This window comes from Sphingobacterium sp. UBA7625 (assembly GCF_002484085.1).
Lineage (GTDB): Bacteria > Bacteroidota > Bacteroidia > Sphingobacteriales > Sphingobacteriaceae > Sphingobacterium > Sphingobacterium athyrii.
Genome location: NZ_DLJD01000040.1, coordinates 101,831 through 117,329, shown reverse-complemented (window position 1 = coordinate 117,329; position 15,499 = coordinate 101,831). Strand labels below are relative to the sequence as shown.

10 protein-coding genes and 2 tRNA genes are annotated in these 15,499 nt (G+C 42.7%); 6 read left to right on the top strand and 6 right to left on the bottom strand.

What is annotated here, in order from left to right; all coding sequences use genetic code 11:
• Nucleotides 1–83: 83 nt before the first annotated feature.
• Nucleotides 84–1,028 (bottom strand): LytTR family DNA-binding domain-containing protein, encoded by a 945-nt coding sequence (locus B4G94_RS17335; RefSeq protein ID WP_286860451.1) that lies wholly within the window; start codon nt 1,026–1,028, stop codon nt 84–86.
• Nucleotides 1,029–1,245: 217 nt separating this feature from the next.
• On the opposite strand from B4G94_RS17335, the gene B4G94_RS17330 reads away from it, so the two are divergent.
• From B4G94_RS17330 to B4G94_RS17310, 5 genes are all read left to right on the top strand, one after another.
• Nucleotides 1,246–2,580: a metal-dependent hydrolase family protein gene (locus tag B4G94_RS17330; protein WP_286860448.1), complete on the top strand. Its 1,335-nt coding sequence runs from the start codon at nt 1,246–1,248 to the stop codon at nt 2,578–2,580.
• Between the two features lie 180 nt (nt 2,581–2,760).
• Entirely contained in the window at nt 2,761–3,570 is an 810-nt protein-coding gene (locus B4G94_RS17325) for a hypothetical protein (RefSeq protein WP_108635468.1), read from the top strand.
• Complete coding sequence (locus tag B4G94_RS17320) at nt 3,570–4,334, top strand: methyltransferase domain-containing protein (RefSeq protein ID WP_165309496.1); 765 nt, start codon at nt 3,570–3,572, stop codon at nt 4,332–4,334. The genes B4G94_RS17325 and B4G94_RS17320 overlap by 1 nt, the downstream gene beginning before the upstream one ends.
• A gap of 10 nt (nt 4,335–4,344) precedes the next feature.
• Complete coding sequence (locus tag B4G94_RS17315; RefSeq protein WP_286860443.1) at nt 4,345–6,495, top strand: sensor histidine kinase; 2,151 nt, start codon at nt 4,345–4,347, stop codon at nt 6,493–6,495.
• An 80-nt stretch (nt 6,496–6,575) separates the two neighbouring features.
• Nucleotides 6,576–7,661 (top strand): sensor histidine kinase, encoded by a 1,086-nt coding sequence (locus B4G94_RS17310; protein WP_286860440.1) that lies wholly within the window; start codon nt 6,576–6,578, stop codon nt 7,659–7,661.
• Nucleotides 7,662–7,687: 26 nt separating this feature from the next.
• Here the strand turns inward: B4G94_RS17310 and B4G94_RS17305 are convergent, their stop codons facing one another.
• The 4 genes from B4G94_RS17305 to B4G94_RS17290 form a co-directional block, all read right to left on the bottom strand.
• A complete protein-coding gene (locus tag B4G94_RS17305) occupies nt 7,688–8,152 on the bottom strand; it encodes a response regulator (RefSeq protein WP_108635465.1) in 465 nt (154 codons plus the stop codon).
• A gap of 481 nt (nt 8,153–8,633) precedes the next feature.
• Nucleotides 8,634–8,706 (bottom strand) — tRNA-Lys (locus B4G94_RS17300).
• A 298-nt stretch (nt 8,707–9,004) separates the two neighbouring features.
• Complete coding sequence (locus B4G94_RS17295) at nt 9,005–9,742, bottom strand: hypothetical protein (protein WP_286860437.1); 738 nt, start codon at nt 9,740–9,742, stop codon at nt 9,005–9,007.
• 166 nt (nt 9,743–9,908) lie between these two features.
• Nucleotides 9,909–13,112 carry a S41 family peptidase gene (locus B4G94_RS17290; RefSeq protein ID WP_286860434.1) on the bottom strand — a complete coding sequence of 1,068 codons (3,204 nt, stop codon included), beginning with the start codon at nt 13,110–13,112 and terminating at the stop codon, nt 9,909–9,911.
• Between the two features lie 500 nt (nt 13,113–13,612).
• Between B4G94_RS17290 and B4G94_RS17285 the strand changes: the two genes are divergently transcribed.
• A complete protein-coding gene (locus tag B4G94_RS17285) occupies nt 13,613–14,803 on the top strand; it encodes an MFS transporter (RefSeq protein WP_286860432.1) in 1,191 nt (396 codons plus the stop codon).
• A gap of 337 nt (nt 14,804–15,140) precedes the next feature.
• On the opposite strand, the gene B4G94_RS17280 is transcribed toward B4G94_RS17285, so the two are convergent.
• A tRNA-Arg gene (locus B4G94_RS17280) sits at nt 15,141–15,212 on the bottom strand.
• Nucleotides 15,213–15,499 lie beyond the last annotated feature (287 nt).

Genomic DNA, 15,499 nt, shown 5'->3' with positions numbered 1-15,499 from the left:
TCAGGACTGACAAAAATATGTGGCGGTTCGCCAGATTTAGGGACGAATGGTACAAGTTATCCCAGGGAGCCAATTGAACCGCATCATTTCAATAAGTAGGCTCTTACAGCTGGGAGCATCGAACGCGATACCAGTGCATATTCGTCCCTATCGGCGAAACGCAACAGAAAGCCTTTTGCATTGCCCTCCTTGACCAGAATCTTGTCGAAATTAACCAGATATGACCTATGGCAACGGTGTATGTTCGCATCTGTCAATTGCTCCGCCAACTTCCCCAAAGTGATCCGGATAATCTCCTTTTTGGCTATTTTATTTTCATAAAAATAGACCTCACAATAATTATCCATGGATTTGGCAAATATAAAATCCTGTCGGCCAAAACATAAAAGCTGGCTCCCATTAGCAAGACAAACAATAGTGCTGTTATCAGAAACCACGGCATGCTGATCCGTTAAGCTCGCCAATAGTGGAGCAGCCGGGGTATGAGCGCCGAGGTTCGATATACGCTGCGCCGGTAAACTCACCCGTATCGGCAAAACTTGCCTCTGGGCGAAAGGGACCGATACAGACTCCGTCGGTTTACCCCGATCCGTTTTTATGAGTGTTAAAAAATAAATCAGTCCGATGGGTACATAGAGCGACAGGGTATAAAGTCCCATATACAGCAAGTTGATCCATTGCATGGACACCCGGCTCACAATACAGCTATTGTATAAAAAATTCAATATTGTCGCTGCTACGTATACCAATAGCATACGCAGGAATTCTTTTTTTACCGTCCATTTCTTTCTGTTGGCCAATAAGGCGGAAGCGAATAGATAAGATAAGGCGAAAATGCCCCCATAGCCCATCAATAGTATATATTTCCCTGCATCTTCAAAATTGTAGGTACCAAAAGGCTGAAAAATGATTAAAAAAAGATAACAGGATCCTCCCAGCAAAAAAGCGTACCGCAGCGAGGTCCGAAGTGAAAATATTTCCGGAATGACCTGTTGGTGCCGCCCTAGCCATCGAGTTAAATTGATCATAATCAGTGACAAATTTACTAAAAATTTAGCGCTGATTATAGCGCTTTTTGATCGTACGGAGATACTTAGTGACTAATTATGGCGAAATATTATTACACTATAATAAAGAAATATCCAAATTATATTTAACTTAGGGAATAGTTCATTAAACATGTCTTTTATATGGTTTGATGACTGTAGTCATAGTATTATTTAAACACATTATATTTTAATAATTATGCGTTTACGTCATGTACTTACCTTCTTTTTCTGTGCTTGCAGCACCCATGTTTTAACAGCACAGCAGAAACAGATCCTTTTGGAAAATGTCAAACTCATAGATTATAAAAACCAGAGCCTTAGCGGTCTGAAACACGTTCTGATCAATGGCAACACGATTCAAACGATCAGTGCTGCGCCCATTAAAACCACGGGAGCCGAAATTGTAAAGATAGATGCCAAAGGCAAAACATTACTGCCCGGCTTGATTGATGCCCATGTGCATTTGGTCTTTGGAGCACTTACAATGCCACAGATGATGACAAACGATCTTTCTGAGGAATTTCTGGTAAAAAAGGTTGGCCAATCAGCGCAGAAAATGCTCATGCGTGGATTTACGAGTGTGCGCGATGTGGGTGGACCGATATTTCCATTGAAGGCTGCGATTGACAAAGGTAAACTAATCGGCCCCAGGATCTGGCCTTCCGGGGCTACGGTAAGCCAAACTGCGGGGCATGGTGATTTTAGGACGCCAGAGGAAAAATCGCGCAGATTCTTCGGCATTGTTTCACGCTCCGAAAGATATGGAGCCACTTTTATAGCCGACGGACGCGATGAGGTGCTGACGGCCGTCAGGGAAAATTTACGGTTCGGCGCTAGTCAGATCAAACTGATGGCTGGCGGAGGCACCTCTTCGGCGTATGACCCCGTGGATGTTACGCAATATACCCTGGATGAGATGAAGGCGGCGGTCGAAGCAGCGGAAGATTGGGGCACTTATGTTACCGTACACGCTTATACCCCCAGGGCGATACGCCGGGCGGTCGAAGCAGGGGTAAAGTGCATCGAACACGGACAGCTATTGGATGAGGAAACGCTGCAACTTCTTGCAGAGAAAAATATCTGGCTCAGCTTACAAAATTTGGTCGAAGACACACCTGATATGGATCCGCAAAGGCGAATAAAACGCAAGCCCGTTATCGAAGGGCAGGAAAAAGTATGGCCTTTGGCCAAGAAACACGGTGTTAAGCTCGCTTGGGGAACCGACTTCCTTTTTGAACCAGATCTGAATGAACTGCAAAATTCATTTATCCTCCGTCTTCAAAAATGGTTTACGAATGCTGAGATCATAAAAATGGTTACCCAGAACAATGCGGAGCTGTTACAGCTTGCGGGTTTACGGAGCCCATATCCCGGCAAACTTGGCGTGATCGAAGAGGGAGCAATGGCCGATATGCTTTTGGTCAATGGCGATCCGCTCCGGGACCTGACACTACTGGCCGATCCGGACAAAAATTTTCTCCTTATTGTCAAAGACGGACAAATTTATAAGAATAGTTTACAACAACGTTGACAGGTCATTCCAAGCTGGTCCCGATCTCTATTAATATAATTGATTTTTATGGATAGAACCGGCCTTACATATATTTTTTGTAAAAGGCAGATCATAAAGGTGTTTATTTATCAAAGCTTTAAACACCTTTTGCTTTTTATTGATTAGTTTTGTGTTTCAACGATAAATTAAAGCATTTCGGTGGCATTATTATTCAACGATGGACGTCCGGTAGTTAGACTAAGAGCATTTCGTGCTATCGACGATCCTAAGACCTGTGAACGTTTTATAGAAGGGCACGCCCATGTCTTGACAGCGATAGGTGTCAAGAAAGTTACTTCGTCCAAGAACGAATGGATGTACAATCCGGCGTCATTCGTCCTTATTGTAGAATCTCTTGATGGTGAGAAGGTATATGGAGGTGTTCGCATACATGCCGCCGGCGGAAGTGAGCCATTGCCGATAGAACAGGCTACAGGTGCCATGGATGCGCGGATTTACGATTTAGTATACGACTACGCCTTACATGGCACCGGCGAAGGCTGCGGGCTATGGAACTCGCGGGAGATCGCGGGCTATGGAATCGGGAGTATTTTCCTCACCAGGGCCGGAGCAGCCATCAGTACACAGATCGGAATCAAATCGTTATTTGCACTGTGCGCCCCATATACGGTAAAACTGGCGGAAAGTGTGGGTTACCGCATAGATACCAGCGTTGGTAACAATGGTACTTTTTACTATCCCAAATTAGACTTAGTGGCGACAGTCATGATCATGAGAAATCTGGATACGTTGACTGAAGCAGATCAGGAAAATAAGGAAGCTATTTTCTCCCTCCGAAACAATTCCAATATTGTCCGGATAGAAACCCTGCGAAATAAAGAAATTGAAATTCACTATCAAATAGACATCCCCAACCTAGACCGTTGGGATCTTGAAGAGGTCATAAAAAATTTACAGCACACATCGGCAGATCTCAAAACAGATCAACGTAATCTAAATATTTTGTAATGGACACTAAACACTATGGCGCCGGTTATTTACAGGATACCGGAGACTTTCTCAAGCAATTAAAAATACAATCCTATTCTCCTTTCACTACGATCAAAGAGGGGCTCCTTGCCGATTTGGGTTGCGGTACCGGAATGGATGCTATTAACCTGGCCAATATGCTGGGAAGCGAAGTACAGGTGATCGGCGTAGACCATGATGCGAAATTGATTGATCATGCGAAAGCAGGTAGCGACGGAATCAGCAATGTTAATTTCGTTCAGGGTGAGGTATATCAGCTCGATTTCGAAGATGAGGAGGTTTCCGGAGTACGGATGGAACGTCTTGTCCAGCATTTGACTGATCCACAAAAGATGTTTCGTGAGGTATATCGCATATTGGGCAAGGGCCAACCTGTGGTTATCGTTGAGACCATCTGGAATAGCCTGACTTTCTACACCCAGCATGTAAGCATAGAAGCCAAGATCTGCCATTATTTGACCGAAGAGAAAGTCAACAACGGCTGGGCGGGCAATAAGCTGACAACAGACCTCCTTAAGAATGGATTTCAAGATGTTCAACTGCAAACTTTCTGCATGGTGACACGTTCTAAAGAAGAAGCCAACCGCTATCTGTTTTTAGACAGCATCCTCTTGGAGATGTTCGAAAAGGGCAAATTGAGCCAAGCAGAATTTGAGGAATTCCAACAAACACTGAAACAATTGGATGAAACCGGCTGTTTTTTAGTGTCAATGAATCTGGTCATCGCCCTGGCAAAAAAATAGCCTCCTAAAAATGAAGTGCTGGTTTTCCCTGATCTGTCTGTATATTCTCGCATGTCTCCCGTCACGAGCACAGCTCACTGTTGACCATCCCGAACAACGGCTACTGATCGGTCATCAGCTGGAGCGTTATACCGGGCCCGGGAACCCCGCATTTTCAACCATTTTATCTTCATCGGACTTTCAACCCCTAAATAGTGCAGTTCCAAACTTAGGCACCTCATCTGACGCCGTCTGGTTTCGCCTCCCTATAAAAAATAGCAGCGAACAAGATTTATATTTTCTATTAGAAATTGCCTATCCGTTATTGGATGAAGTTGAATTATATAGCCCGTCCGGGAATGGCTCTTACCAATCGATCAAACTTGGGGAACATCAAAATTTTTCCATACGAAAATATAAAGTTCCGAACTATGTATTTGACATTCATCTGCCCAGACGGGCTGAAAAGACGTTTTTCATTCGTATTAAAAGTACCGAGCAGATTATATTACCCATCTATCTGAGTAGTGAGCGACAATTTGTGACGCAGATGAATAACGATAGCCTCATTAGTGGTATCTATATCGGAATAGTACTCATTATGGTGATATATAATCTCTTTCTATTTTTCTCTGTGAGGGATACGGGGTACCTTTATTACGTGTTATATGTCCTCTGTGCCGGTGTCACCCAAATGGGCATCAAAGGTTATAGTTTTCAGTATCTATGGCCTTCCTGGCCTTACTTTGCAACCAAAGGCCCCATGATATTTGGTTGCCTATCGGGGCTTAGCGCGCTTTTATTTGCAGATTCATTTCTCCAATTAAAGAAAAATGCACCGCGATCAAGACGGATAATCATCATTTTTATTATTTTGTTTGCCATTGGTACCATTCTGGCGCTAGCCAGTTTAACGCAATCCGCATTTTTTGTGATGCAGGTGACCACTGGAGCTGGCTCTTTATTTGTTCTCTACTTATCCTATCGCATTATGATAAGCGGCTATAGACCAGCAAAATACTTTGTTTATGGATGGACTGTTTTACTCCTAGGATCCGTTGTATTTTTATTAAAAGACTACGGAATATTAGACTATAATAACTTTACAAGCAACGCTGTGCAGATTGCCTCCGTAATCGAAATGGCATTGCTATCCTTTGGTCTGGCCTACAGCATCAATATACTTAAGCAGGAAAAGGAAGAATCTAGGCTACGAGAATTAGCGATCTCTTTAGAAAACGAGCGGCTCATCCGTGAACAGAATATGGTGTTGGAGCAAAAGGTCAGTGAACGAACACATGAACTAAAAGAATCCAATGCGTCATTGCAAATGATACTGACACATCTGAAAGAAGCCCAGTCACAATTGGTTGAAGCCGAAAAAATGGCCTCGTTGGGACAGTTGACCGCAGGAGTCGCACACGAAATCAACAATCCAATCAACTTCGTCACCTCGAATGTAGCCCCTCTGAAAAGAGATATCAGGATGATCTGGGACACGTTGGACGAAGTCGAACGTATTGCTTTTGCACCGGAGCTTTCTGATGACGAGAAACAATTACAGATCAAAAAATTCAAGGATGATCTGGACATTGACTATCTGAAGACGGAAGTCGATTTCCTATTGAAAGGAATGCATGATGGAGCCCATCGTACCGCTGAAATAGTAAAAAGTTTACGTATCTTCTCACGTGTCGATGAGGACACATTAAAATTTGCTGATATCAACGAGGGCATAGCGTCCACGATGGTGATACTGAACAGCTTGATGAATAATACGATTGAGGTCGAAAAAAAATATGGCGACCTGCCGATGGTAGAATGCCATGCAGGGAAACTGAACCAGGTATTTCTGAATATTATAACGAATGCACTGTATGCCATCAACAAAAAATTCGGTGATAACGGAGGGGGGAAATTAGGGATAGAAACTGGACTTGCTGCGGATCAGTCCAGTATTTTTGTTAAAATAGCAGACAATGGCATCGGTATTCCAAAAAATATTCAGGAACGTATTTTTGAACCTTTTTTCACGACAAAGGACGTCGGCGAGGGGACAGGGTTAGGGATGTCCATCGCCTATAATACCATTGCCAAGCATCATGGTAGGATTATTGTAGAATCAGAAGTAGGAGAGGGAACAGTCTTCACGCTACAAATCCCCATACAACAAAAGAATTGACGTAAAAGTAAACCCAATGAGTTCGATAAATTATGATTAATTTCGGTCATTTTGGGAAAATAAACCATATTATACAAATTATGCAGACGGAGCTTGAAATATTATATATTGATGATGAAGCAAATAACTTAATTGGTTTTAAAGCGAATTTTAGATACGATTATGTCATTCATACTGCATCAAACACAGCTGAAGCCGAGAAAATACTTCTCGCCAATCCGGAGATCCGTGTGATCTTTTGTGACCAGCGTATGCCCGAAGAACTGGGAATAGATTTTCTGCACCGCATCAAAAGAGATTTTCCGAAGCCTATACGCATTTTATTGACTGCGTATGCTGACATGGATACAGTTATTGACGCGATCAATAAGGGCCATATCTTTCGCTTTGTCCGCAAGCCTTGGATGAGGGAAGAGATTATTTCAGCAATTGAAGAAGCAAATAAATTTTATGTTGCAAATTCGCTGTTAGAGACAAAGAATCAGGAGCTGCAGAAAGCGTACGATGAGCTGGATAAGTTTGCCTATAGTGTCAGCCATGATTTACGTGATCCTTTAACAGGAGTACTCTCCGCAGTAAAACTTGGGCTAGAATTTGACAATATAGACCGCATCCATGAATTACTTACCTTGATGGATAGTTCATTGGTCAGCCTAGATGCCTATATTGATAGTCTAAGGGACTACTATCTATTGCGGAGAGGTGAGCTCATGCTCTCTGAAATTAATTTTGACGAACTTTTCGGCAATGTAAGACAGTTCTATAAAATGTATACCCAAAACAAAGACGTAAACTTTGATATCTATGTAAACCAAAAAGAACCATTTAAATGTGACAAGGCAATTCTAGAATTGATTTTACACAATTTACTATCCAACGCCTTCAAATATCAGCGTAAGGGCCAGGCGGAGCCATTCGTTAAACTATCTGTTGACGTATCTGACAAGCAGGCGAAGATTGTGGTGAGCGATAATGGTATCGGTATTTCTCCCGAACACATTCATGATATTTTCAAACTGTTTTTTAGGGGCAGTGATCAGGCCAAAGGCATGGGATTTGGCTTGTATAACGTACAAAACGCGCTACTAAAGCTGCAAGGGACCATTGATGTGCAATCGCCACTGGGTGCAGGCACGACATTTACAGTCAGTATACCGAGTAAATAGTTCTGCCTTTCCTAAAAGCTTTTGTTTTAGGAAAGCAGTTTTTGGCGCAGCATAAACTCTAGTTGATCATTGGATGATTCGAGTTTCGCATTCGTTTCGATTATTTTTTGCCGTTCCAGATATACCTCATACGCACGCTGAATCGTTTCGTCCAGTTCTGCTTCGCTCCAAGGTTTATTGAGGTAATGGAATATCTTTCCTTTATTGACAGCATCGACCACAGCAGCCATATCAGTATACCCCGTTAAAAGTATACGCATTGGAGCTGCATCAATCTTAATGATCCTCTCCAAAAACTCGACACCGGTCATTTCGGGCATTCGTTGATCGGTGATAATGATATTAATCGAATTATTTTTAACGAGATCAATTGCCTCTGCTCCACTGATGGCGGTAAATATCTTATATTTTAAACGGAATGTCGCCTTGAAGGAAAACAAATTATTCTCCTCATCATCAACATACAATATTGAAATCTTCTTGTTTTCCATAAACTTATTGCCTCCGATACAAATTTACGGAATAAATTTACTGAATTAAGTAGCTTGAAGAACAAACTTTACTCATTACTTTAGAAAAAATTAAATAACCCTACACTTTCTAATAGAATACGGGATATTGCCCTGATGGATTACTTATCCATGTTATTTCAGCTCATTTCTTTTTGATATTATATACCTCTTAAAAATTTTGGGTTCTCAACAACATTGGTGTCTTATTCAATTAGAGAGCATTAGATTGGGGTCTCGGGGTTAGAATATACAGATAAAAATGCGCCAAAAGTGCGCCAAAACAGTACAATTTTAGCCAGAATTGGGTTAAATATGAAATAGAAGTCGTATTTAAGTGTTTCAAATTAATTAATAGATTTTATAACTTCTCTCGGTATGACAAAAATGAGAAAAACGCTTTAAAGACACTGTAAAGACATAAAAAAGCCTTTCTACCTAAGTAAAAAGGCTTTTCTGAAAGTGACCCCGCTGAGGCTCGAACTCAGGACCCACAGATTAAGAGTCTGTTGCTCTACCAACTGAGCTACGAAGTCATTCGATAAATCAAATGTAAGATTCAGCGGAGAGAAAGTCAAGTATAAAAGGAGATTTTTTATTCTTTGTCTTCCATTTTTTGTTCCATGGCTTCGATCGCCTTAAATGTACGTTCACCCATTGGTCCCGCAAAATTATATCACATGCGATAACAATCAAAACCTCGTCGGCAAAGTCCAGATTAGACATATATGCACTTATAAACTGTCAAAAAAGTCTGCTGGTCATCTCGGTGCTTCGACCGTTACTCACTTACAGCCAAGCAAAAAAATAGAACACCTTCATGTGGCCTAGTCCCTACCGATCTGAAGTAGCAATAAGCCCCATAATCATTGGTCTAACCTCCATCTTAATAGGCTTATTTATAGCTTTCTTGTTGCCCTTTTTTAAGCGAACAACAACAGTCTTATACCCGATCATTTGTGCACGTAGTTCCTGATCTTTACTAAATAAGGATTGTGGTACCCAAAACTCAAAGCTGCCATTTTCACCAGCTTTCGTATGGTAATCTCCAATTGACACGTCAGTCCCCGTCATGCTACCCTCGCCAGAAGCACATACAATTTTTCCTGAGATCTTTACCTTAATGCTATCCTGATGTGACAATGCAGGTTCACTTTTCAGAGGTTGGCTTGGAATTGTCAGTTTTTCTACAGATTCGGTCGCTGCTACATCTTTTGTCTGTACCACAGCCACTTTTCCTGTTGTGAAGGTTTGCGCCTGTACCGCAGGCAAGCTCAATGAACCGATTAGCATCAGTCCGGCAGCAATACCATTCCACCTATTAAGCCATACCGGATTTTTTGCAAAGGAAAAACTGGCATCCAATTCACGTAACAGCTGATCTTCATAAAAACGACCGCAAAGCCCTTTACTGGATTTTTTGATCTGATCAACGATTTCCTGATCACTCATCTGCGAGAAATCAACGACTATCTTTTCGCACTTGCCACAAAAGCGTCCTTGTTCCTGTGCTGTCATTTTGCCCCAATCCGCCATGCAGGATTCTTTTACTTTTAATATGACCTTTTCCATGTCTATTCCTTTTATGTTTTGAGAAGGGATGCACAAAAGATCAAGATTTCACAAGAGCGGAATAAAATAATTTTAAATAGTTGTAAAGAGGCCGTAGGGGAATTAATCTTGCTATAGCTGGAGGGGTATTCCCTCCAGCTTGCAGTCATTTATAATTGTTACTATATTACTTGAGATCGGCTAAGATTTCTTTCACTGCCCGCTCCAGCTGCGGATCTTTATTTTCCATACGGTCCTGAACTGTATTTTTCACAAAAATATCAGGTGCCACACCTGTCTGCTCCAGATCCTGACCGTCCAGCGTATAGCAACCCCAGGAAGGTAGCCGGTAGAAAGACCCGTCGACCAGTCCCTTACCTGAGGTAAAGATGATCCAGCGGTAAGTTTCATTACCAATGATTTTACCCAGTTTCAAGGCTTTGAATCCGGCCGCGGTCATCTCTGCGTCACTCAGAGACTGTTCATTGATCAACAGCACGATCGGCTTGGCAGCGGGCGCAAAATTACTTTGTGGCGCTCGTTTTCCACCACGATACTGCCACTGTAGGTAAGGCCGCTGCGACAGAAAACGCAATACTTCATCGTGCACATTTCCACCGGTATTATAACGTAAGTCCAAAATAATTCCTTGCTTGTTATTTTCCTGCTCAGCCATATCGATAAGAAAACGCTGCAATTCTCCGCCCGACATATTCTTCATATGTGAATAAGCAATCTTATTGTCACTCAATTTGTCTACACGGCTGCGATTATCCTTGATCCATTCATCGTAAATCAATTCCCTAAAAGCTGTACTGGAAATCGGCCGCACATTGGTATGAACCTCTTTGCCATTGCGGCTTAGCGTCAGCTGCACTTCCTCTTCCATTGATGGCCATGTAAAATAACTGTCCCGATCTGCCGTTGTGTTTATTTTAACACCATTGACAGCGACCAGCACATCACCCGCTTTAATATCCACCTCTTTCTTTGCCGCCGGCCCATTGCCTACAATGCGGCTGATCTTATAAGGGTTTTCGCTATCATATTCCACTCCGATCTCGTTGGTCACGAAGCCAAAAGGTTTACGTTCTTCAGCCCCCGCGGAACTAAAACCCAAGTGTGATGAGTTGAGCTCGCCCAACATATCGTTCAAGAGAATACGCAGATCATTACGGTCATTGATTCCCGGCAGATATTTTTCGTATTTCTTTTTGGTTGCCGTCCAGTCTACCCCATGAAAATTACTGTCATAAAAGTTCTCTTCCAGATTGGCCCAGGTCTCATAAAACATCTGGTTAAATTCTTTCTCCAGGTCTCGGTTGAATTTAAAGCTCATGGTTATCGCATCAAGCTTGTTTCCCTCCAGACTGTATTTCTGTATGGTACCTCGGTTCAGCACAAAGTACTTGCCAGCCGATTCCTGTACCCGTCCCATGCCACCTTCGATTACCTTTTCAGTTTTAGGAGCCGTGAATGGTTCATATACGGTACGGTAAGCGCTGAATTTGCCCTCATGGTCAGACGAATAGAACACATAAGTCTTGTCTGCTTTTTGGATCACCAAAGGGCTGTACTGTGTCCCGGATGCAGGACTGACCTGTTCGATACGATCCCGCAAGCCCTCAAGATCAAGCTGTACCAAGACCGTTTTCTTTGGTTCTGGTCCGGGAGCTGCCGGCTTGTTCTTATCTGCATTCGACTTACTCTTATCCTTGGCGTCGTTTTCTTTCTTAGGCGCTTTCGGCTTATTTGCGACCGAATCTTTTTTTACTGCAGGCTGGGCAAATAATTCGTCAAACTTGGCACTGCGATACGGTTGGTCAAAATTGGTCAGCGCCATACGGAAGATGCTCGAGTTTTGCATTCCCGTAGGGTATGAAGGCTTGGTTCTGTTGCTCGCAAAATAAATATACTTCCCATCCGGAGACCAATAGGGGTTGGTCTCGGAGACACCAGTATTGGTCAGGTTGGTCGTTTGCCCGCTCTTGAGGTTATGGACAAAGATGTCCTGTTCAAAATTGCGCATTGCCGTAAATAACAGATAATTACCGTCGGGCGAAAATGAGGGCGAAGAATTCTGGAAGCCCCAGATTTCGTCTTTAACCACGGTCTGGCTTTTTAGACTCCCTAGATCCAATGTTCGTACCTCATCGCGGCCGCTTAGGTATACCGCTTTCGTTCGGTCGGCGTTAAAGCTAATATCGCGGTTATTTCGAAGGTCTTCGGTCAGCTGATTCACCTCGCCTTTTCCATCTGCGGTACGGGAAAACCAGTTCTGATATCCCTGGTAGGTTTGACTATAAAGTAGGGTTTTACTGTCCTTGAGCCATTTGACTTCCATGACACGCTCCCCTTTGCCCGGCATTTGACGCACAAATTTACCTTCACTATCGGAAACAAACAGCTCGCCTCTGGATACAAAGGCTATCTTTTTTCCGTCGGGCGAAACGTCAAAATCACTGATATTGCCCGAGATATTGAATTCCTTCAGCTTGCCAAGTACCTGATTGCGGTTTAATGCGATATTGGGCTGTACCGTTTTTTTTCCGGCGACATCATAAATATAAAGCTGATACCCCTTTTCAAATGCGATTTTATCGCCATTTGCTGATACAAAAGGACGTTTAATGGATTCTGTAAAGCTTGTTAGCGCTGTTTTGGCCTTGCCGCTGAGCTGATACAGGTTGTATTCGCCGTTGTTTTCATCCGAAACACAGTATATGTTTCCTTTTTGATCTGTTGTTGGCCAAAGATCTTTTCCAACATAGTCTGTATATTGCTGAAAGGCTTTTGTTTTGGGATTATAGGAACGGATATCTGGGTTAAATGCTCCCTTATAGCGTTTGCGGTTTGCCGAACTGTATCCTTCCCAGCTATCGTTAAACAGGAGCTCCCCCGAAGGTGTAGGAACGACACCACTGATATAGTTGAAAAAATGCGGAAATAGGCGTGTTGCCGTTCCACCGTCCAGAGACACCTGATAAGCCCCCATACGATTATAACGAGAGGAAGTGAAATAGAGTGATTTACTGTCCCAACTCCAGCTGTCCACCTCATCCGAGGCATCATGTGCTGTCAACTGACGGATGTCCCCGCCGGCCAAAGGCATGACATAAATATCCATATTCCCATTTTGATTGGCCGAGAATGCCAACCATTTACCGTCCGGAGAGATTCGGGGGTTGATTTCGTTGCCCTCCATACCCGTAAGCCGGACAGCAACACCTCCTTGGCTCGCTACTTTCCAAAGATCTCCTTCATAGCTGAATACCATCTCCTTCCCATCGGGTGTCAATGTTGGATGAGACAAAAATGTCGGTTGCTGCGCAACGACATAAGCAGTTCCGCCGTAGGCCAGAACTGCACTCAAAAGCAGTTTTTTTATCATTTATCTAGGAGGCTAATAATTGTTTGCCTTTAACAAAAATAGGATACGTTATCGAAAAACTATTGACGTATTGCGAATTTTACATTTTGATTGTATTTTAACCTGACATGAGTAGGTCTTGTTTGAACAACTTCGTATATTTAAAGTAAAGAAAGGCTGGTAAATTCAACTTATACCAACTTGATCAAAGTAGGGTAGGGTAGGATCGGGTTTGGTTATGGATATGTATCCATCTAATAATAAAGCGTTTAACATAGTAAAATTTACACAAGCGCATGAAAGAAGATAATTATCGCAACCTTGGTTGCCATAAAGCAAAATTAAAGAAGATAATTTTCACTTGTTTTAGATATAATTTTCAACAGTCTTTATTGTCATTTTCTACTCTTGCCAAGCTTTAGCGATGATGTTCCTTCGGGACTGAGTGATTAAATTTCTTTATTGATCCTGTCGTAAAATGAAATACTTATCCGTAACTTTGCACCCTCAAATCAGGAACTATGGACACTATGCTAACTCTCTCAGAGGAAGATCTTTATAACAAACGCAATCGCATTCGGATTGCAGTATCTCTTTTCTTTTTTTGTCAGGGCATTGCTTTCGCCTCCTGGGCAAGCCGTATTCCGGTCATCAAGGAGCGTCTTCATCTGAGCGAAGGGCAGCTGGGAACCATTTTATTGATGCTTCCCATAGGACAGCTGGTCACAATGGCCCTTTCGGGTAAATTGGTCACCAAATATGGGAGCGCCAAAGTGCTGCGTATCGTACCTATTGCTTATGCATTGGTCTTATGCTCCATCGCCTTTGCTCAAAATGCCTGGCAACTGGGAGCTATTCTCTTTCTTTTTGGCGTAACGGGAAATATGTGCAATATCTCGGTCAATACCCAGGGGGTAGCTACCGAACAGATCTATAAAAAGTCAATTATGACTTCTTTCCACGGCGCTTGGAGCATCGCCGGATTTACTGGCGCATTGGTCGGGCTGCTCACCATGAACCTCGGCCTGGATACCTTATCACATTTTTTGATCATATTGGCCTTGGTCATCGGCAATACATTCATCAATCAACGCTATCTGGTTCCGGGAAAATCACCACAGAAAGAACGGCGAAGTTTTTTTTCCAGACCTGAGGGAAGTCTTTTACAACTGGGCATCATCGGTTTTTTCAGCATGGCAACCGAGGGCGCCATGTTTGACTGGAGCGGGGTATACTTTAAGGAAATCGTTCATGCGCCCGAAAAACTCGTTGTTGTGGGCTATGCTTCTTTTATGATCATGATGGCAACGGGCCGTTTTGTGGGCGACGCCGTGATCCGTAAGCTGGGACGTAAAAGAACCTTACAATATAGCGGACTCCTGATGTTCGTAGGCATGATGACCTCGGTCATTTTTCCTCAGTTTATTATATGCACGCTTGCTTTTATGCTCGTGGGTATCGGTGTCGCCTGTAATGTACCGTCTATCTATAGTATCGCCGGTCAAAATAAAAATGTACCATCGGGCGTGGCATTGGCCATGGTTTCCAGCATTAGCTATCTCGGGTTTTTAATGGGGCCGCCACTGATCGGCTATATCGCAGAAGCATTTAGTTTGCGCTATTCCTATGGTGTTTTCGCCTGCTTTGGCCTACTCATGTTTGGCATGGTCGGAAGGCTATCCCTATTTAAAGAAGCACCATCCAATACCTAATCCAACTGGTATTTGGAAATACATTCTTCTTTTTTTTTTGCTGATTTTTGAACTTCGCTGCTTCTATTGGTGTCTTGCTGCGACCAATTATCAGGGTGTTTTTCGTCTGCTACGCCCATATTTAGCATGAACGAAAGATTGTCCCCAATATTTTATTTTGAAAACCAACAGTTTTTCTGAAAGAAAACGTTCTGACAGGAGACCGACTGTCTGATGGGAGGAATAACGATACAAATAGCGAAGATGATTATCCATTAAAATAAAACAGGAGAAATAACTTTTATCGTATTTCTCCTGCAATTGAAAAGCGAAACTGCTGGCATCACTTCTCCTTATGTAGCCCCGAGCAGAATCGAACTGCTATCAAATGTTTAGGAAACATCTATTCTATCCGTTGAACTACGGGGCCGTTTCAAAAGCCAAACTTAGGTTTATTTTATAAATAAGTCAATAGCAAGTTGAAAATCCATGCTATATTTTTTGCCGGACTCCGTGATCAGAAGCAAAAAGCAATTCGGTGAGGATTCCCGACAATAACCTCAACTGCCACCGCACCGCTGGTATAACACCCGATAATGACATACAATGGCAGTTCCGGCTATACCTTAATAGACTTAATAGATTCACCAAATTTTAAAGGCAGTACTTAATATCCTTACAATATGTTCTATAGGACAACAGCAGTAGACTCCCATC